This window comes from Pseudoxanthomonas sp. X-1 (genome assembly GCF_020042665.1).
Classification (GTDB): Bacteria; Pseudomonadota; Gammaproteobacteria; order Xanthomonadales; family Xanthomonadaceae; genus Pseudoxanthomonas_A; species Pseudoxanthomonas_A spadix_A.
In genome coordinates, this window is sequence record NZ_CP083376.1 from 2,852,874 (window position 1) to 2,871,471 (window position 18,598).

Consider the following 18,598-nt stretch of genomic DNA (forward strand, 5'->3'; position numbering starts at 1 on the left):
TCATCGATTGGTCATGCGTCCATGTCCTGGCCGCGGTGGCGCCGCCACCGCGCGCGAGGCCCGATCAGCGGTCGCAGCCGACCAGCTGGATGGTCTGTCCCGGCTTGAGCGCGTACGCCGGCGCGCGCAGCTTGTTGGCCTTGGCCAGATCGCCCAGGTCGCACTGGAACTTGCCTGCCACCTTGCCCAGCGTGTCGCCGCGGGCCACCTTGTAGCTGCGCACCTGCCTGGCTTTCGGCTTGGCCGGCTTGGGGCTGCCGGTGGCCACTGTGGTCGGCACGCCGGCCGGCGCCTGCACCGGCACGCCGCTGACATCGCCGACCGCCACGCGCGTGCTGCGCGGACCGTCGTACTTGATCGCCGAATCGACCGTGGCGGTGACCAGCGTATGCGCCAGCTCGGCGGTCGGGCCCTTGACGCACTGGCGGTTGTACAGGCTCACCATGTGCTGGTTGGCGTTGATCACGGTGCCGGCCGGGATCCAGGTCTCGGCCTGGTAGCGCGGATTGAGGTTGCGCAGAGCGCGCATGAAGCCCTCGCGCGTGCGGCCGGTGCCCAGGCAGATGGTCAGCTCGTAGATCGAGGCGGTGCGCTGCAGCTTCAGCGGTGCAGGGGTCGCATCGACCTTGGGGAACTGCAGGCCGTACTGCTTGGGATGCAGGAACAGCCAGGCCGCCGCGATCACCATCGGCACGTAGTCCTGGGTCTCGGCCGGGAACTGGTTGTAGGCCGCCGCATTCCAGAAGCTGCCCGGGTGCTCGCGGTAGATGCGCACCGCGCGCCCTTCCCCGCCGTTGTAGGCGGCCAGCGCGAACTCGATGTTGCGGCCCAGCTCGCCCATGCGCTCGTTCATGTACGCGGCGGCCGCCTCGGTGGCCGAATACGGGTCGAAGCGCGTATCGAAGCCCGAGCCGTCCATGCCCAGCCCGAAGCGGCTGCCGGTGGCCGGCATGAACTGCAGCAGCCCGGCCGCGCCGGCGCGCGAGGACACGTGCACCCGGCCGTAGGACTCCTTGGCCATGATCCCGAACAGCAGCGCCTCGGGCAGGCCGGTGGCCTGCCAGGCCGGCAGCATCTGCGGGCGCAGGTTCATGTAGTTCTCGTAGCTGTCGATCAGCGGGCCGCGCATGTCGGTCAGCCAGCGGCGGATGCCCGCCTGCACGGCCGGGTTGTACTCAACCATGCTGTCGAAGGGATGGCGCTCGTCGTCGAGCAGGCGCGCGGTGCGGGCCGAATCGGGCACATCGGCGCTGGCCGGCGCGCTGTGGTCGGTGCCGTCGTCGAGCGGATCGTTGCTGCCGGCCTCGCCGACCAGGTCGTCGCCGTCGCCCTCGCCCTGGGCGTCCACCTGGGCCTTGAGCAGGCGCTTGTAGGTGGCCAGCAGCGTGTGCATCTGGCAGCCCTTCTGCTTGGTGCAGGCGTCCAGCACGTCCTCCATGTCCTCCAGCGCCGCATCGCCCTGGGCCTGGCCCTTGGGATCGGCGTTGGCGGTCAGCACCAGCGCATCGGTGTAGCGCTTCTCGGCGGCGGCCATGCGCTGGGTCAGCGCGTCGGCGGCGGCCTGGTCGCGGGCCGACACGCGCGCCTGCGCGGGCGCGGCCAGCAGCGGCAGCAACAGGAACGACAGCGGCAGCACGCGGGACAGGAGGGGCATCAGGCACACGAACGGGCGAAAAGCGGCCCGGCAGGGTAGCCGCGCGCGCGCCGCAGCGGCAAGGTCGCGCGCGGCACCGCGTTGGCCGCCATGCATGCAGGCGCGCGCGCCCGTTCGCGAGCCGGGCTTGGCTTGTGCCTAAAATCAGCGGGACCTGATGCGAGAACCTCCATGGATCCGATCCTGCTGGGCAAGGGCCTGACCGACGACATCCCCGTCCACCTGCTGCCGAAGTTCGGCAACCGCCATGGCCTGGTCGCCGGCGCCACCGGCACCGGCAAGACCGTGACCCTGATGACCCTGGCCGAGGGCTTCTCGCGCCTGGGCGTGCCGGTGTTCATGGCCGACGTGAAGGGCGACGTAGCCGGGCTGGCCGTGGCCGGCGACGGCAACGAGAAGGTCACCGCCCGCGCCGCGCAGATCGGCGTGCCCGGCTACGCGCCGGCGGCCTCGCCGACCATCTTCTGGGACCTGTACGGCAAGCTTGGGCATCCGGTGCGCACCACGGTGAGCGAGATGGGCCCGACCCTGCTCGGCCGCATCCTGGAGCTCAACGACACCCAGTCCGGCGTGCTGGACATCGTGTTCAAGCTGGCCGACGACCGCGGCCTGCTGCTGCTCGACCTGCCGGACCTGCGCGCCCTGCTCAACCTGGTGGTCGAGGAGCGCAGCGCGGTCTCCACCCAGTACGGCCTGGTCAGCGCGACCTCGGTTGCGGCGATCCAGCGCGCCCTGCTGCGCCTGGAACAGGACGGCGGCGCCGGCTTCTTCGGCGAGCCGGCGCTGGAACTGTCCGACCTGATGCGCGTGAGCCCCGATGGCCGCGGCGTGATCGGCATCCTGGCCGCGGACCAGCTGGTGCTCAAGCCGCGGCTGTACTCGTCCTTCCTGCTGTGGCTGCTGAGCGAACTGTTCGAGACCCTGCCCGAGGTGGGCGACCTGGACAAGCCGAAACTGGTGTTCGTGTTCGACGAAGCGCACCTTTTGTTCGACGATGCCCCGCCGGCGCTGCAGCAGCGCATCGAACAGGTGGTCCGGCTGATCCGCTCCAAGGGCGTGGGGGTGTACTTCTGCTCGCAGTTCCCCGACGACGTGCCCGACAACATCCTGGGCCAGCTGGGCAACCGCGTGCAGCACGCGCTGCGCGCCTTCACCCCGCGCGACCAGAAGGCGGTCAAGACCGCGGCCGAGACCTTCGTGCCCAATCCGAAGCTGGACGTGGCGCGCACCCTGTCTTCGCTGGGGACCGGCGAGGCCCTGGTGTCCACGCTGCAGGACAAGGGCGTGCCGATGCCCGTCCAGCAGACGATGATCGCCCCACCGCGCTGCCGCATGGGCGCCATCACCGACGCCGAGCGCGGCCAGGTGCGCGCCGGCAGCCCGGTCGGCATCAAGTACGACACCGCGGTGAACCGCGAGTCCGCCGCCGAGCTGCTGCTCAAGCGCGCGCAGACCGCGGCCGAACAGGCCCAGGCGCCGCCGGTGGGCAAGGCCGGCGCCAAGGACGAGGACGGCGGCGGCTTCGGCCAGATGGCCAAGGACATCCTGTTCGGCACCGGCCGGCGCCAGGGCGTGGTCGAGGCCATGGCCAAGCAGACCGCGCGCACGGTGGGCAACCAGGTCGGCCGGCAGATCCTGCGCGGCGTGCTGGGCGGCCTGTTCGGCGGCCGCAGGCGCTGAACGCGCCCGGTCGCGCGCTTCAACTCGCCGGCGCTTTTTGCCAAGCTCGCCTCCGCGCGGGCCCCGCCCGTCCCATCCGATTCCAGGAACTGCCATGACCCGATCGCGCCTGCTGTGCTGTGCCCTCCTCGCCGTGGGGCTCGCCGCCTGCAAGCCCGCGCAGACGCCGCCGGCCACCACGCCCGCGCCGGAGGCCACGCCGCCGGCGCAGACAACGGCACCGGCCACCAGCGACGCGGCCGAGATCAGCGACAGGCAGGGCGTGGTGATCGATGCCCATGCGCTGGCCGGCGAGTTCGAGGGCAACGCCTCGACGCTGTCGATCGAAGCCAATGGCGACTACCGGCAGACGCTCAAGGCGGGCGGCACCGAGCTCACCAGCAGCGGCACCTGGTCGGCGGCCGGCACCGGCGTGATGCTGCTGACCCCGACCGACAAGGCGGCCCAGGCGGTGCGCTTCGATGTGATCAGCGCCGACGAACTGCGCAGCCAGGACGGCGCCTATGTGTTCAAGCGCGCGCACTGAAGGCATGAGCGGCGCGCAGGCGCCGCGCCGCACGATGACCGTACCGTCCGCATGAGCCGCTGGCGCCCGCCCGCCGAGAAGAGCACCGCCCTGATCACGCCCGAAGGCCATGCGCGCCTGAAGGCCGAGCTGGACGAGCTGTGGCGCGTGCGCCGGCCCGAGGTGGTCAAGGCGCTGGCCGCGGCCGCCGCCGAGGGCGACCGCTCGGAGAATGCCGAGTACACCTATCGCAAGAAGCAGCTGGGCGAGATCGACCGGCGCGTGCGCTATCTGAGCAAGCGGCTGGAAGCGCTGCGCGTGGTCGACACCCGGCCCAGCGATCCGCAGGCGGTGTTCTTCGGCGCGCGCATCGAGGTCGAGCATGTGCTCACCGGCGAAACCGCGCGCTACCGCATCGTCGGCCCGGACGAGACCGATGCGGCGCTGGGCCATATCAGCATCGATTCGCCGCTGGCGCGCGCGATGCTCAAGAAGCGCCTGGAAGACGAGTTCGAGGCGCAGCTGCCCGGCGGCATGCAGCGCTATGTGATCGTGGATGTGGATTACGGCGCAGGCTGAAGCTTTGCCGCCGATCAGGACAGGACCGGCAGCTCGCGACGCAGCACTTCGGCGAACAGGTCGTGCTCGTCGCTGTCCACGATGGTCACATCGACGAACTGGCCGGGCTTGAGGCCGGCCTGCTTGCCATCCTGGATATGCACCAGGCCGTCGATCTCCGGCGCGTCGGCGGCCGAGCGCGCCACCGCGATGCCGTCCTCGATCAGGTCGACCAGGCAGCGCTGCACGCTGCCGATCTTGGCCTCCAGCTTCTCGGCCGAGATCTCCGCCTGGACGTCCATGAAGCGGGCCAGGCGCTCCTGCTTGACCTCTTCGGGTACCGGATCGGGCAGCGCATTGGCACCGGCACCGTCCACCGGCGAATAGGCGAACGCGCCGACGCGGTCCAGCCGCACCTCGCGCAGGAAGTCCAGCAGGTCCTCGAACTCGGCCTGCGTCTCGCCGGGGAAGCCGACGATGAAGGTGCTGCGCAGAGTGATGTCCGGGCACAGCTCGCGCCAGCGGGCGATGCGCTCGCGGGTCTTGTCGATCGCGCCGGGGCGCTTCATCAGCTTGAGGATGCGCGGGCTGGCGTGCTGCAGCGGGATGTCCAGGTACGGCAGCACCTTGCCCTGCGCCATCAGCGGGATGATCTCGTCCACGTGCGGATACGGATAGACGTAGTGCAGGCGGCTCCAGGCGTCCAGCTCGCCCAAGCCCTCGCACAGGGCCTTCATCCGGGTCTGGTACTCGCGGCCCTGCCAGGTGCGCGCGGCGTATTTCAGGTCCACGCCGTAGGCGCTGGTGTCCTGCGAGACCACCAGCAGTTCCTTGACCCCGCCCTTGACCAGCTTTTCGGCCTCGCGCAGCACCTCGTCCACCGGACGCGACACCAGATCGCCGCGCATCGAGGGAATGATGCAGAAGCTGCAGCGGTGGTTGCAGCCCTCGGAGATCTTCAGGTAGGCGTAGTGCTTGGGCGTGAGCTTGACCCCGGCGGCGAAGTCCTCGCCGGTCAGGCGCGGGGCCGGGATCAGGTCGAGATAAGGATTGTGCTGCGGCGGCACGGCGGTGTGCACCGCCGACATCACGCTGCCGTAGTCGGCCGGGCCGCTGATCGACAGCACGCCGGGGTGCGCCTCGCGGATCATGTCCGCGCGCTTGCCCAGGCAGCCGGTGACGATGACCTTGCCGTTCTCGGCCATGGCCTCGCCGATGGCCTCCAGCGACTCGGTCACGGCCGCGTCGATGAAGCCGCAGGTGTTGACCACCACCACGTCGGCATCGTCGTAGCTGCCGGACAGCTGGTAGCCCTCCACGCGCAGCTGGGTGAGGATGCGTTCGGAATCGACGAGGGCTTTCGGGCAGCCGAGGCTGACGAAGCCGACCTTGGGGGCGGCAGCTGGCATGGGCGACACAGGGATGAGCGGCCGGCGATTATACGCCGCGCGCCGCTCCGAACCGCCGGGCCGTCGTAACCCCAACCGGGCAACGGTGCGGACCGGCCGGCTTGCGAGTCCTGAACGCGCCAGCGCCTAGACTGGACGCCCCACATCGCAAGACAGGAGTTCCCGCCATGGGCCAATGGATCACGCTTTCCACCTCCAAGGGGCCGGTCGCGGCCTGGCAGGCCGAGCCCACCGGCAGCGCGCGCGGCAGCGTGATCGTGATCCAGGAAATCTTCGGCGTGAACGAGCACATCCGCGGCGTGGCCGAGCAGTACGCCGCGCAGGGCTACCTGGCGATCGCGCCGGCGTTCTTCGACCTGGTCGAGCCCGGCCTGGAGCTGCCCTACGGCCCGGAGGGCGCCAAGCGCGGCCTGGAGCTGGTCGGCGCCATCGGCCTGGATGCGGCCGTGGACGTGGTGGAGATCGCCGCCCAGGCCGCGCGGACCGCCGCCGCCCACGAGAAGGTCGCCACGGTCGGCTACTGCTGGGGCGGCACCGTCGCCCTGCTCTCCGCCCAGCGCCTCGGCCTGCCGAGCGTGAGCTACTACGGCGGGCGCAACGCGCAGTTCCTGGACCAGCCGCTCAAGGCGCCGGTGCAGTTCCACTTCGGCGAGCGCGACAAGCACATCACCGCCGACGCCGTCGAAGCCCAGCGCCAGGCCTGGCCGGACATGGACGTGTTCACCTACCCGGCCGACCACGGCTTCAACCGCGAGGCCAGCCCGGCGGTCTACGATGAGGCCAGCGCCAAGCTGGCCTTCGGCCGCGCCGTAGCCTTCCTGCAGGAAAACATCGGTTGAGCGCGGCACCGGACTTCCAGCTCGATCCGCGCCTGGAGGCCGACAGCGCCTTCATCGCCGACGGCCCGCTCTCGCAGGTGCGGCTCATGGACGACACGCGCTTTGCCTGGCTGCTGCTGGTGCCGCGCGTCCCGCAGGCCGGCGAGTGGATCGAGCTGGACGGCGGCCAGCAGCGCCTGCTGCTGGCCGAGGTCAACCGCGTCGGCGCCCGCGTGCGCGCCGAACCGGGCGTGACCAAGCTCAACATCGGCGCACTGGGCAACATCGTGCGCCAGCTGCACGTGCACCTGGTCGGCCGCCACGAAGGCGATGCCGCCTGGCCCGGCCCGGTCTGGGGCAGCGGCCCGGCGCAGCGCCATGCACCCGACGCCCTGCAGGCCCGCATCGCATACTGGCGCACGCTGCTGGGCTGATGGCCCGTGCCACGCGTGCACCGCATGCCTTCCGGCACTGCGGAAGTTGACTTGTGGCACCTGATCCGGCGCGGCCACGGGCGCACGATGGCCTCACCCACCGAATGGATGCCTGCCATGCGCCACCTGATCCCCGCCCTGGTCCTGATCGTGCTGGGCACGCTGTTCCTGCTGGACAACCTGGGCTTCTCACACTTCGACGTCGGCCAGCTCATCGCCACCTGGTGGCCGCTGCTGCTGATCCTGGGCGGCATCAACCTGCTGCTGCGCCGCGCCAGCGGCCAGCAGGCGCGCTGCCGCGACGCTTCCTGACGCCACTTCGCCGGAGCGCCTGGGCGTGACGCGCGAGGCAGTCCGACGGCCAGCGCCAGGGCAGGACGCCCTGATCGAGGGAAAAGCGGACGCCGCCCACCGGACCGCTCCCCTGCCGAAGCCGGAGCGTGGGCGCAGCCCCCCCTTGGCGGCGAGAAGATCCAAAAAAAGCCGCACCCGGGTGCGGCTTCTCGTCGTGCCCTGATGACGGCCGGACAATGCCGGCCCACCGGCCTCAGGTGCGCGGCAGGGTCACACCGGTCTGCCCCTGGTACTTGCCGCCGCGGTCGCGATACGAGGTCTCGCACACATCGTCCGCATCGGCCTGGAAGAACAGCATCTGCGCCACGCCCTCATTGGCGTAGATGCGCGCCGGCAGCGGCGTGGTGTTGGAGAACTCCAGCGTCACGTGGCCTTCCCACTCCGGCTCCAGCGGGGTCACGTTGACGATGATGCCGCAGCGCGCATACGTGCTCTTGCCCAGGCACACCACCAGCGTGTCGCGCGGGATGCGGAAGTACTCGACCGTGCGCGCCAGCGCGAAGCTGTTGGGCGGGATGATGCACACGTCCGATTCGATGTCCACGAAGCTGCCGCTGTCGAAGTGCTTCGGGTCGACGATGGTCGAGTTGATGTTGGTGAACACCTTGAACTCGCGCGAACAGCGCACGTCGTAGCCATAGCTGGAGGTGCCGTAGCTGACGATGCGATGGCCGCCGGCATCCTGCTTGACCTGGCCCGGCTCGAACGGCTCGATCATGCCGTGCTGCTCGGCCATGCGCTTGATCCAGCGGTCGGACTTGATGCTCATGCGGGGCGTGTTCCTGGAAGGCGGCGTGCGGGAGGCCGCATTGTAGGCCAGCGGCAGGACGCTTTCAGACCAGCGAGGAGGCGATGGACATGCTGGCGCGCGGACGCTGGTCCAGGGCCGCCACCAGCGCCTCGGCCACCTGACGGTAGGCCTGGGCCACCGGCGAATCCGGCGCCGCCGCCACCACCGGCGTGCCGGCGTCGCCCTGCTCGCGGATGCGCACGTCCAGCGGCAGCGAGCCCAGCAGCGGCACGTCGTAATGCGCCGCCATCGCCGCGCCGCCGCCCTGGCCGAACAGGTGCTCGACATGGCCGCACTGGCTGCACACGTGCTGGGCCATGTTCTCCACGATCCCGAGCACGGCGATCTCGACCTTCTCGAACATCTTCAAGGCCTTGCGCGCATCGAGCGTGGCGATGTCCTGCGGCGTGGTCACGATCACCGCGCCGGCGACCGGGATCTTCTGCGACAGCGTGAGCTGGATGTCGCCCGTGCCCGGCGGCAGGTCGACCAGCAGGTAATCCAGGTCGCCCCACAGCGTGTCGTTGAACAGCTGGGTCAGCGCCCCGGTGGCCATCGGCCCGCGCCAGACCATCGGCGTGTCGGCATCGATCAGCAGGCCGATGGACATCGCCTCCAGCCCGAACGCGCGCATCGGCTCGATCGACTTGTTGTCCGGGCTCTCCGGCCGCCCCGACAGGCCCAGCATCGCCGGCACGCTCGGCCCATAGATGTCCGCGTCCAGCACGCCCACCTTCGCCCCGCCCGCCGCGAGGGCCAGCGCCAGGTTCACCGCCGTGGTCGACTTGCCCACCCCGCCCTTGCCGGATGCCACGGCGATGACGTTGCGGACGCGGGGATGGGGCTGCAGGCCGCCCTGGGGCCGATGTGCGGGAATGGTCATGCCGTCATTGTCGCCGAGAGCGTGACGCGGTCGAAAGCCAGGACGCCGATGGCGAAATATCGTCTCGATACCCGGCCAAATCCGCGAAACCTGATGGTTTCGTCATCCCCCTCCCCGCGCCTGCAAGGTTAAGTTCCCGTTGAAAGGACCATCTTGCGCATGCACGACAAGGAACGTCGCGACCAACACCTGACTTACTGGGGAATTCTCACCATGACTTGCAAGCCACTCTCGCGCAGTCGCCTGACTGCCGCCGTCTTCTCCGCTTTGCTGATGCCAACCGCCGTTGCGTTCGCACAGGACGGCCAGAGCGCCACCAATCTGGACAAGGTGACTGTCACGGGCTCATTGATCCCGCAGTCACAGATCGAGACCGCCACGCAGGTCATCACCATCAGTGCCGAGGACATCCACGCGCGCGGCTTCAACAGCGTGGTCGACATCCTGCGTTCGAGCAGCTTCGCCAGCGGCGGCGTGCAGGGCGGCGAGACCTCGGGCAGCTTCACCCAGGGCGCCGAAACGGTGAGCATGTTCGGCCTCAAGCCGTCCTACACCAAGTTCCTGATCAACGGCCGGCCGATGGGCAACTACCCGGCCCTGTACAACGGCACCGATGCCTTCAACAGCGTCAGCGGCATCCCGATCGACGCGATCGAGCGCGTGGAGATCCTGCCGGGCGGCGCCTCCTCGCTTTACGGCTCGGACGCCCTGGCCGGCGTAATCAACTTCATCCTCAAGAAGGACTACGAAGGCACCACGCTGAACGTGCGCGGTGGCACCTATACCGAAGGCGGCGGCAACTCGGTCCGCTTCAGCCTGACCAACGGCTTCAACGCGTTCGATGGCCGGCTGCATTCGGTGACATCGCTCCAGTACGAGACCTCCGATCCGATCTGGGGATACCAGCGCGATCTCACCGACTCGACCAACACCAAGGGCTACAGCGCCTCGCCGGCCTCGCGCGACTACCTGGTCTACGGCTACCGCCAGATCAGCCAGAACGGCTTCGGCAGCAACGGCTATCTGTTCCCCGACGGCGTGGACTGCTCGGCCGTCGCCTCGCAGTTCGCGGGCACCGAAGGCTTCCAGACGCGCGCGGGCTACGGCAGCTACTGCGGCTCCAACTACGCCCCGGGCTATCGCACCATCAAGAACGGCAAGGACTCGCTGCAGCTCTACAACCGCACCACGTTCAACGTCAACGACCACTTCGATCTCTATGGCGAAGTGCTCTACAGCCATGACGCGGCCGAGTACGCCTCCGGCAGCAACTACACCTGGTGGGGCACGGGCGTGAAGTACGGGTACTACTACGACCCGGACTACGACAGCCTGCTGAACCTGCAGCGCGCGTTCTCGCCGGAGGATGTCGGCGGCAGCTACAAGAACATCATGAACAAGGACACCACCAAGAGCTACACCATCACGCTGGGTGGCAACGGCTCCTTCGGCGAGGCCTGGGACTACGATGTGGGCTTCACCCGCAACGAGACCCGGCTGGACTCGCGCACCTTCGTGCGCTGGGCCGACAAGATCAACGCCTACTTCGAGGACAAGATCCTGGGTCCGCAGCTCGGCGTGGATCCCTACTTCGGCGCCTATCCGATCTTCCGTCCGGACTATGCGGCGTTCTATACCGTCATGCCGTCGCAGGACTTTGCCAGCTTCACCGGCTACGGCACCGCGCGCGCCAAGACCTGGGACGACACCTTCCGCGCCCAGTTGACCAATACCGACCTGTTCGCGTTGCCGGGCGGTTCGGCCGGCCTGGCCGTCGCGGTGGAAGCCGGCAACGAAGGCTGGGACTACGAGCCGATCCCGGGCATCATGGACGGCGCGGTCTGGGGCCTGACCGACGTGGCCGGCGCGGGTCACCGCACCAAGTACGCGGCCATGGCCGAGCTGCGCCTGCCGATCGTGGACATGCTGACCGCCTCGCTGTCCGGTCGCTACGACGCCTACGACGCGTACGGCAAGAAGATCGACAAGGCCACCTGGAGCGGCAGCCTGGAGTTCCGCCCGGTCGAAAGCCTGCTGGTCCGCGGCAAGTACGGCACCGCGTTCAAGTCGCCGACCCTGCCCGACCAGTTCCAGGGGCTGAGCGGTTCGTACGCCTTCGCGACGGACTACTACAACTGCGGGCTGGAAGGCTACACGCCGGATGACACCGAGGGTTGCTCCTCGCGCTACTCCAATGCCCAGTACTTCGGGACCAAGGAGGGCAACAGGGACCTGGAGCCGATCACCGCCGACACCTGGAGCGTCGGCGCGGTGTGGGCACCGACCGCGCGCTTCTCGCTGGGCGTGGACTACTACAGCTGGGACATCAAGAACGAAGTCGCACAGCTGGACAGCGACCAGATCCTCCTGCAGGAGTACTACTGCCGCAACAACCAGGCCGGTGCCGGAATCGTGTCCTGCGACCAGGCCTATGCCTGGGTGACGCGCGGCCAGGACGGCACGCTGCAGGAGGTCTACACGCCGCGCATCAACGTGTCGCGGCAGAAGCTGGAGCTGTTCACCGTCAACAGCAGGTACCTGCAGGACATCGGCCGTTTCGGCGAGCTGATGTTCGCCGCCAACTACACCAACAAGCGCAAGCACGAGCTGCAGTCCGACCAGACCCAGCCCTACCTCGACCTGATCAGCGACCCGACCGCCAACTGGACCTACGACGCGGGCCCGAAGTGGAAGGCCGACGCGTCCGTGGGCTGGGCGATCTCCAAGTGGACCACGACGCTGTACGCCAACATGCTGGGCGCGACGCCCAACTACCTGGCCTACTCCTCGGGCAGCATGGACTACACCAACTCGGCCGGGGCCAAGGCGGGCAAGTGGGGCACCTACACCACGTTCAACCTGGGCGTGGACTACCAGGTGGAGGACAATCTGCGCCTGTCGCTGCAGGTCAACAACATCGGCAACAAGCTGCCCGATGGGCAGGCCTACAACTACCCGGGCACGTCCACCACGCCGTACAACAACTATCTGTACAGCGTGTACGGCCGCGCGGTGTATGCACAGCTGCGCTACGATTTCGGCAAGTAAGCCGCGTCCAAGGCATGCTGTCTGGAGGCCCCCGCAAGGGGGCTTCCTTTTTCGCTGCAGGAGAGGCGATGGAGAAGATCCGACATCAATACGCGTCGGCGGTAGAGGCCCTGAACAGGCGAGCCTGGGCACAGGCCAGGCAGCTTGCCGAGCCCCTGCTGCGACACTGGCCGGAACATGCCGGCCTGCACTTCGTCATCGGCGTGGCCGCACTGGAGCAGGCCGCCTGGAAGGACGCGTTCCGTCATCTGCTGATGGCGAGCCGGCTCAACCCGGAGCGGCCGGACTACGCGGCCCAGTTCGCGCGGCTCCTGCTGGAATGCCAGCAACCCGACGACGCGCTGGCGCAGGCCGAGCGCGCCATGGCGCTGCAACCGTCCGACCCGGTGACGCTCAACACGCTGGCGGTGGTCTTCACCCGCTGCGCCGAGCATGCGCGCGCCGCAGGCGCGTTCGAGGCCGCGGTCGAGCAAGCCCCGGACGAGCCCAGCCTGCGCTTCAACCTGGCCACCGCGCTGACGGCGACCGGCGACATCGCCGGTGCCATCGCGGCATGCGAAGCCTGCATCCGCCTGCAGCCGACGTACTGGCGCGCGCATCTGACCCTGGCCCAGCTTTCCCGGCAGACCCCGGAGCGCAATCATGTCGAACGGCTCCAGGCCCTGCTCGAGCGCCATCCCGATCCGTCGGCGCAGCTTCACCTGAATCTGGCGCTGGAGAAGGAGTTCGACGACCTGGGCGAGCCGCAGCGCGCGATGTCCCACCTGATCGCAGGCAAGGCGGCCTGGCGACCGCAGCTGAATCGGTCCGGGCCGAGCGATGCGTCCATGTTCGAAGCCATCGAACAGGCGAGCCAGGTCCTGACTTCGGCCGGCGCCGGCTACCGCGGCGCGCCACCGACGCCCATCTTCATCGTCGGGATGCCCAGGAGCGGCACGACCCTGGTCGAGCGCATCCTGTCCTCCCACTCGCAGGTCCATTCGGCCGGCGAACTCCAGCATTTCCCGGTGGCGTTCAAGAAGGCGGCGGGGGTTTCCTCGCCCTGGATCCTGGACCCGGCGACCCTCGCCGCGGCGCACCGCATCGACTGGCGCGCCCTCGGGCGCGATTACCTGCAGCTGGCGCACTCCGCCGCGGGAAGCAAGGCCTGCTTCGTCGACAAGCTTCCGCAGAATTTTCTCTACCTGGGCTGGATCGCCCAGGCCTTGCCGGAGGCCAGGATCATCTGCCTGCGACGCGATCCGATGGACACCTGCATCGCCAACTTCCGTCAGCTGTTCGCCCCGACGCCGCAATACAACTACTCGTTCGATCTGCTCGATGTGGGCCGCTACTACATCGGCTTCGACCGGCTCATGGCGCACTGGAACCGCCTGCTGCCGGATCGCATCCTGGAAATCGACTACGAGGACATCGTCGAGCACCAGGCCGCCAGCACACGCAAGCTGCTCGCATTCTGTGGCCTCGACTGGGAGGACGCCTGCCTGTCCTTCGAGCGCAACGCCGCGCCCGTGGCCACCGCCAGCGCGGTGCAGGTCCGCTCACCGATCTATCGCAGTTCGCTGGGACGCTGGAAGCGCTACGGCGAAAGTGTGGAACCCCTGCGCCAGCTTCTGGCGCAGGCCGGCCTGGTGGACAGCGCGGATCCACGCGTCGAACGCGGCTGAACGCGCCGCGGGGAAGCAACGATCACGCTCGCGCGAACGGGAACAACGATGACCTCACCGACGCGGCACTGAGGGCACCAGCGGCCTTCGGGTCCGCGATGCAGGTCCAGATCGCTCCTGCCCCAAGGCGCGCTGACGCACGCCGCAGCGCAGGGCGCGGCGTCCGCCCTTCAAGGACACGGTGCACGCAACGCAAAAGGGGCCGATCCTTCCGGATCGGCCCCCGTGTTACACGCACTCGATGGAACTGATCAGTAGTCGTAGCGGACCGTGAAGCGGAGCGAACGCGGTGTCTGATAGTTCTGGTCGTTCAGGTAGTTGGCGCTGATGACATCACGCGAAGCTTCCTTGAACTCGTTGTACTCAGTGACCTTGTCGTTATTGAACAGGTTGAAGACATCGAGCTTGAACTTCAGCTTGTTGTCGGCCCACGTGGGGACGTACGCGGCCGAGAGGTCGAACGTCCACAACCAGGGCGTGCGCCCCTGGTCGCCGCGATTACCGAGCTGGCGCTCGCCGGCGTCGTTCAGGCAGTAGAAGCTCGATCCACTGTAAGGCGTGAGCGTGCCCTGATCGGGCTGCGGAATGTCATCCAGCGGGATGTAGCCCTGACAGTTCACAGGACGACCGGACTGCACCACCAGGTTTCCGCCCAGCTGCCATTCCGGGCTGATCGAATAGACACCGAACAGCTTCAAGGTGTGCTTGCGATCGTTCGGCAACGGACCATAGCTGCCGTCCATGAACAGGCGGTGGTCGAAGTCCTGCGTCAGGCCGGGATCGCCCTGCTCCAGGGTCGAGTTGACGTAGCCCTCGATGTTGCCGCGGCTCTTGGCGTAGGTGTACGAGCCCTGCAGGTTGAATTTCTCGCCCGTGCGCTCCCAGAAGATGTCCAGGCCGGTGTAGGTGCGCTTGTACTTGGGCAGGCCGAGATAGGACGCCGGCAACGTGGCCAGCTCAACCTCGCCATCGCCGTTCAGGTCCACGTTGATCGTGACATCGTTGCCCGGATTGATGAAGTAGCACGAGGGCACCGAGCTGGGATCGAAATCGTCATAGCCGTTGTCCGCAGCCCAATCGATCCACGGATTGGTCGTGCAGGTGTCGTCCATGCCGTTCTTCACTTCGCGACGCGTGACCCGCGCGCCAACCATCCAGTCCTCGGTGAGCTGCACCTGGGCACCGAAGATGTACTCGTCCTGGTACATCGGCGAAAGATCGGTCGATGCCACCGACGCGGGATTCGGCGCCTCCAGGGAGCCGTTGACCTGCGTCGCACCGATCTGCGCGCCCTGCCCGACCGGCGTGCCGTCGGCTTCGTTCCAGCCGTCGACGTAGTACCAGTTCGAGACCGTCGATTCCGCACCCGTCGCGCGAATACTGGAGTTGGTGGCCACCGGAATGTAGTAACGACCCGCCGTACCGAACAGCTTGAAGCTGGCGTCGCCCACGACGTCCCACGTGAAGCCCAGGCGCGGCGCGATCTTGTAGTCGGACTCGACCCAGGCGATGCCGTCACCGTTCTTGTTCTCGAACTTCTCTCCGCGCACGCCCAGCTGAAGCAACAGGTTGTCGGTGATCTGCCAGTTGTCTTCCAGGTAGATCGCGCTGTTCAGATTTTCGTAGCTGGAGCTGCTGGTCTGGTAGACGCGCGAGCGCGCATACATCTCGCCCGGGGCGACCAGCTGACCATTCACCGTGCGACCCGGGCGACCGGCGTACGCGCCCGTGGCCACCGACGTGGTCGGGATGGTGTAGTAGGCCCAGTTGATGCCGCCAGCATAGGTCTGGCCGCGATGGCTGGACGTGTACTTCTCCTCGTCCACGCCGAAACGCAGGCGATGATCGCCCAGCACCCACTCCGCATCGATGCGGTACGCCTTGCGGATGTCCTCATCGGGTTCCGCGTTCAGGTCGGCAATCGTCGAGACCGTGCCAGGGTTGCAACCGATATAGCGATCGACCGTGCTCGTCGTCAGCCCGAAGCTGTAGGCCCACGGGCACTCGCCACCCACCGGATTGGCGGGCAAGCGCGAGTTGATGGTGTTACTCAGGTAGCCGTACTGCGCCGACACCGTGAAGTTGTCGGTCACGTAGTTGGTGTACTTCAGGATGCCCACCTTGCCGCCATTCTCGATCTCGTACTGATCGATCGGCAGCTCATGGCGTCCTACGTTGTAACGGTTCTCACCATCCGCCGTCACGTCGTACTCGTACGTGTGGTACTTGGTCTTGGTCCGGTTGTAGAGGCCGGTGAATTCCAGCAGCTGGTTATCGGTGATGTACCAATCCAGCTTCAGCAACGCCTGAGGATCCGTGTTCTTGGTCTTCTGGCTGGTCAGCGACCCGAACGTGTCGGTGCTGTCGTCCCGACCCTCGGCGATCGCGAAGAAGAACAGGCGATCCTTGATGATAGGACCGCTCGCATAGGCCGAGTACACCAGGCTGTCCGACTCGTTGTCGCTGCGATAGATGTACAGCGGATCGGCGGCATCCGGCTCACGGTCGCGCACATCCTTCGCCGAGGCACGACCCCAGTTCGGCGCCCACTCGGCGCTGCCGCCGAAATGCCATTCGTTGGAGCCGGACTTGGTCACGATGCTGATGATGCCGCCCAGCGAACGGCCGTACTCGGCGCTGTAGCCGCCGGTCTTGACCTGCAGCTGGCCCACGCCCTGGAACGGAACATCGGCGAACGACAACATGTTGCGCATGTTGGTGATGTCGAAGCCGTTCAGGTAGTAGCCGTTCTCGGCGACCGAGGAACCCGCGAACGACGCCAGATTACCGTCACCGAAGCCGGTGTCGCCCCTGACCGCGCCAGGCGAGAGCAGCGCCACCGAGGTCACGTCGCTTGCGACAGGAAGCGCCGCGATCTGATCGGCCGTGAAGACGGACGTGGACTCGACGGAGGAAACGTCGATGGGATTGAGGGCACGCGCGCCGACGACGGTGACGCCATCGAGCGTCTTCGCCGAGGCCTCGCCGAAGACCACCTGCGAGCCGCTGCCGACCTTGACCAGCACTTCGCGGGTCTGCCCGTCGGCGACGATCGAGTAGTTGCCCGGGGGCAGCTGGCTGAAAGTGAAGCGACCATCGCTGCCGGCCACGATGGAACGGGTCAGGCCCGTCTGCGGGCTCTGGATGGTGATGGTGCTGCCCGGCTGGCTGCTGCCGAAGATCGAGCCCACGGCGCTCTGCGCCTGCACACCACCCACCACGCACATCCCCAGCGCAACACTCAGCGCGCTGCGCTTGATGTTCCGCAACACCCGATTACGAACTCCACGAGTCCCCATAGCTCTCTCTCTGTCAAATTAGTGCGAATCAGGCCGGACCTGCGCCGGCCTTCGAGTAGTCCCTTTCATCCGTCCACGCAATGGCATGCCTGACTCGGCATACGCGGCCACATTTGCCAATCCCCGGCATAACGAAAGGTTGACCGGAGCTTAACCCGGCACTCACGTGTGGCGGATTTCAGAAAATTACAATTTCGAAATGTTCTCTTTTATTGTTTTAAAACAGTAACTTGCCAGCTCACATAGAAATTTTCATTTCTGTAATTGTCTGATCCGCCGCCCGAAACGCCGAATGGACACATCAAGACAAGCGCTGTGATGCCCCGTCCGATCGGAGGCAACATGCGTACGGACGGACCTTCTCACCGGGATCTTCCGCTCATGCATGAGCGGGTTTCATGTCCAGACTCAATCTGCGGGATCGGGAACTCGCCGCCAACCGGCGCATCGGCGCGCACCACACGCACGGGTACGGTATAAGGGCCGCAGACACCAACCCTGGGAGGGAACTGATGCGCAAGACGATCCTGATGTTGTCCCTGTCCGTGCTGGCCGGCGCCGCGTCCAGCGCGATGGCCGCCGATGGCGCGGTCGGGCGCTGGAAGACCATCGACGACAAGACCGGCGAGGTGAAATCCATCGTGGAGATCAGCCAGGCGGCCAATGGCAGCCTGACCGGCAAGGTCGTGGAGATCCTCAAGTCGGACAAGGGTCCCAACCCGGTCTGCGACGGCTGCTCGGGCGAGCGCAAGAACAAGCCGATCAAGGGCATGACCATCCTGTGGGACCTCAAGCCCGACGGCGCCAACGAGTGGGCCGGCGGCACCATCCTCGACCCGGCCAATGGCAAGACCTACAAGTCCAAGATGGAACTCCAGCCGGGCGGCAAGAAGCTGGACGTCTCCGGCTGCATCGCCTTCATCTGCCGCGCGCAGACCTGGCTGCGCGAGTAGCGCAAGTCGCGTCTTCGCGAACACCCGACCAGCCCGGCCTCACAGCCGGGCTTTTTTCGTGGCGCTCTCCAGCATGCGGAGACCGATCCGTCTATGACATGCGTGCGGGATCGATGAGCGAACGTCGTTCCCTCGCCTTGACCCGGCTGGCCTCGGCTTCGCGGGTACATCAGCCATCCATCACTGGCTTGTCGCCACGGGTACTGTTACGCCGCTCTGGGCACCGAGCTGGCCTGGACACCGCGACAGGTTGCTCAGGACCTTCTTCGACCCGGAGCCGATTCGCTCAATGCGCGCGGCAGCGTTCCGGCGGGCGGTGGCCGCGACGAGCGAGGCAGGACGCCTAGCGCCCGAATCAGGGCAGGATGCCCTGACTGAGGGACAAGCGGACACCGCCCGCCGGAACGCTGCCCTCCCGAAGCCACCACCCCCAAAACCGCCCGCGGTCCCTGGATCGGGGAACGGGAGCGAAAGCAGCCCCTCTTCCGCGGTCCAAAGCCCAACCGAACGGCCATGCGATAATCGCCGACCCCACTGGTCCGCCAT

Annotated in this window: 14 protein-coding genes; 9 read left to right on the forward strand and 5 right to left on the reverse strand. The window is 67.3% G+C overall.

Annotated features, from left to right (window positions below; translation table 11 throughout):
* Positions 1 to 64: 64 nt before the first annotated feature.
* Entirely contained in the window at positions 65 to 1,654 is a 1,590-nt protein-coding gene (locus tag LAJ50_RS12725; protein ID WP_130552938.1) for a transglycosylase SLT domain-containing protein, read from the reverse strand.
* Positions 1,655 to 1,825: 171 nt separating this feature from the next.
* On the opposite strand from LAJ50_RS12725, the gene LAJ50_RS12730 reads away from it, so the two are divergent.
* The 3 genes from LAJ50_RS12730 (at position 1,826) to greB (ending at position 4,418) form a co-directional block, all read left to right on the forward strand.
* Positions 1,826 to 3,334, forward strand: coding sequence for a helicase HerA-like domain-containing protein (locus tag LAJ50_RS12730; protein WP_138654471.1), 1,509 nt, complete (start codon positions 1,826 to 1,828; stop codon positions 3,332 to 3,334).
* Positions 3,335 to 3,428: 94 nt separating this feature from the next.
* Positions 3,429 to 3,860, forward strand: coding sequence for a hypothetical protein (locus LAJ50_RS12735; RefSeq protein WP_138654473.1), 432 nt, complete (start codon positions 3,429 to 3,431; stop codon positions 3,858 to 3,860).
* A 51-nt stretch (positions 3,861 to 3,911) separates the two neighbouring features.
* The gene (gene greB / locus LAJ50_RS12740) at positions 3,912 to 4,418 is read left to right on the forward strand and encodes a transcription elongation factor GreB (RefSeq protein WP_138654475.1); all 507 of its coding nucleotides are present in this window, start codon (positions 3,912 to 3,914) and stop codon (positions 4,416 to 4,418) included.
* Between the two features lie 14 nt (positions 4,419 to 4,432).
* On the opposite strand, the gene rimO is transcribed toward greB, so the two are convergent.
* The gene (gene rimO / locus LAJ50_RS12745) at positions 4,433 to 5,806 is read right to left on the reverse strand and encodes a 30S ribosomal protein S12 methylthiotransferase RimO (RefSeq protein ID WP_138654477.1); all 1,374 of its coding nucleotides are present in this window, start codon (positions 5,804 to 5,806) and stop codon (positions 4,433 to 4,435) included.
* Between the two features lie 167 nt (positions 5,807 to 5,973).
* On the opposite strand from rimO, the gene LAJ50_RS12750 reads away from it, so the two are divergent.
* The 3 genes from LAJ50_RS12750 to LAJ50_RS12760 all read left to right on the forward strand — a co-directional run bounded on the left by LAJ50_RS12750 (position 5,974) and on the right by LAJ50_RS12760 (position 7,370).
* Entirely contained in the window at positions 5,974 to 6,645 is a 672-nt protein-coding gene (locus tag LAJ50_RS12750) for a dienelactone hydrolase family protein (RefSeq protein ID WP_130552943.1), read from the forward strand.
* Positions 6,642 to 7,058: an HIT family protein gene (locus LAJ50_RS12755; protein WP_138654479.1), complete on the forward strand. Its 417-nt coding sequence runs from the start codon at positions 6,642 to 6,644 to the stop codon at positions 7,056 to 7,058. Before LAJ50_RS12750 ends, LAJ50_RS12755 begins: the two co-directional genes overlap by 4 nt.
* 117 nt (positions 7,059 to 7,175) lie before the next feature.
* Positions 7,176 to 7,370, forward strand: a complete 195-nt coding sequence (locus tag LAJ50_RS12760) for a DUF5668 domain-containing protein (protein WP_130552945.1) — start codon at positions 7,176 to 7,178, stop codon at positions 7,368 to 7,370.
* Between the two features lie 235 nt (positions 7,371 to 7,605).
* Here the strand turns inward: LAJ50_RS12760 and dcd are convergent, their stop codons facing one another.
* Positions 7,606 to 8,181, reverse strand: coding sequence for a dCTP deaminase (dcd, locus tag LAJ50_RS12765; RefSeq protein WP_130518903.1), 576 nt, complete (start codon positions 8,179 to 8,181; stop codon positions 7,606 to 7,608).
* A 64-nt stretch (positions 8,182 to 8,245) separates the two neighbouring features.
* A complete protein-coding gene (gene apbC, locus LAJ50_RS12770; RefSeq protein ID WP_138654481.1) occupies positions 8,246 to 9,085 on the reverse strand; it encodes an iron-sulfur cluster carrier protein ApbC in 840 nt (279 codons plus the stop codon).
* A gap of 273 nt (positions 9,086 to 9,358) precedes the next feature.
* Between apbC and LAJ50_RS12775 the strand changes: the two genes are divergently transcribed.
* Together LAJ50_RS12775 and LAJ50_RS12780 are read left to right on the forward strand one after the other, a co-directional pair.
* Positions 9,359 to 12,133 (forward strand): TonB-dependent receptor, encoded by a 2,775-nt coding sequence (locus LAJ50_RS12775; RefSeq protein WP_224096316.1) that lies wholly within the window; start codon positions 9,359 to 9,361, stop codon positions 12,131 to 12,133.
* Between the two features lie 68 nt (positions 12,134 to 12,201).
* Positions 12,202 to 13,800, forward strand: a complete 1,599-nt coding sequence (locus LAJ50_RS12780) for a sulfotransferase (RefSeq protein WP_138654485.1) — start codon at positions 12,202 to 12,204, stop codon at positions 13,798 to 13,800.
* Between the two features lie 251 nt (positions 13,801 to 14,051).
* Here the strand turns inward: LAJ50_RS12780 and LAJ50_RS12785 are convergent, their stop codons facing one another.
* The gene (locus LAJ50_RS12785) at positions 14,052 to 17,072 is read right to left on the reverse strand and encodes a TonB-dependent receptor (protein WP_224096317.1); all 3,021 of its coding nucleotides are present in this window, start codon (positions 17,070 to 17,072) and stop codon (positions 14,052 to 14,054) included.
* Between the two features lie 539 nt (positions 17,073 to 17,611).
* Between LAJ50_RS12785 and LAJ50_RS12790 the strand changes: the two genes are divergently transcribed.
* Positions 17,612 to 18,052, forward strand: a complete 441-nt coding sequence (locus LAJ50_RS12790) for a DUF2147 domain-containing protein (protein ID WP_138654487.1) — start codon at positions 17,612 to 17,614, stop codon at positions 18,050 to 18,052.
* Positions 18,053 to 18,598 lie beyond the last annotated feature (546 nt).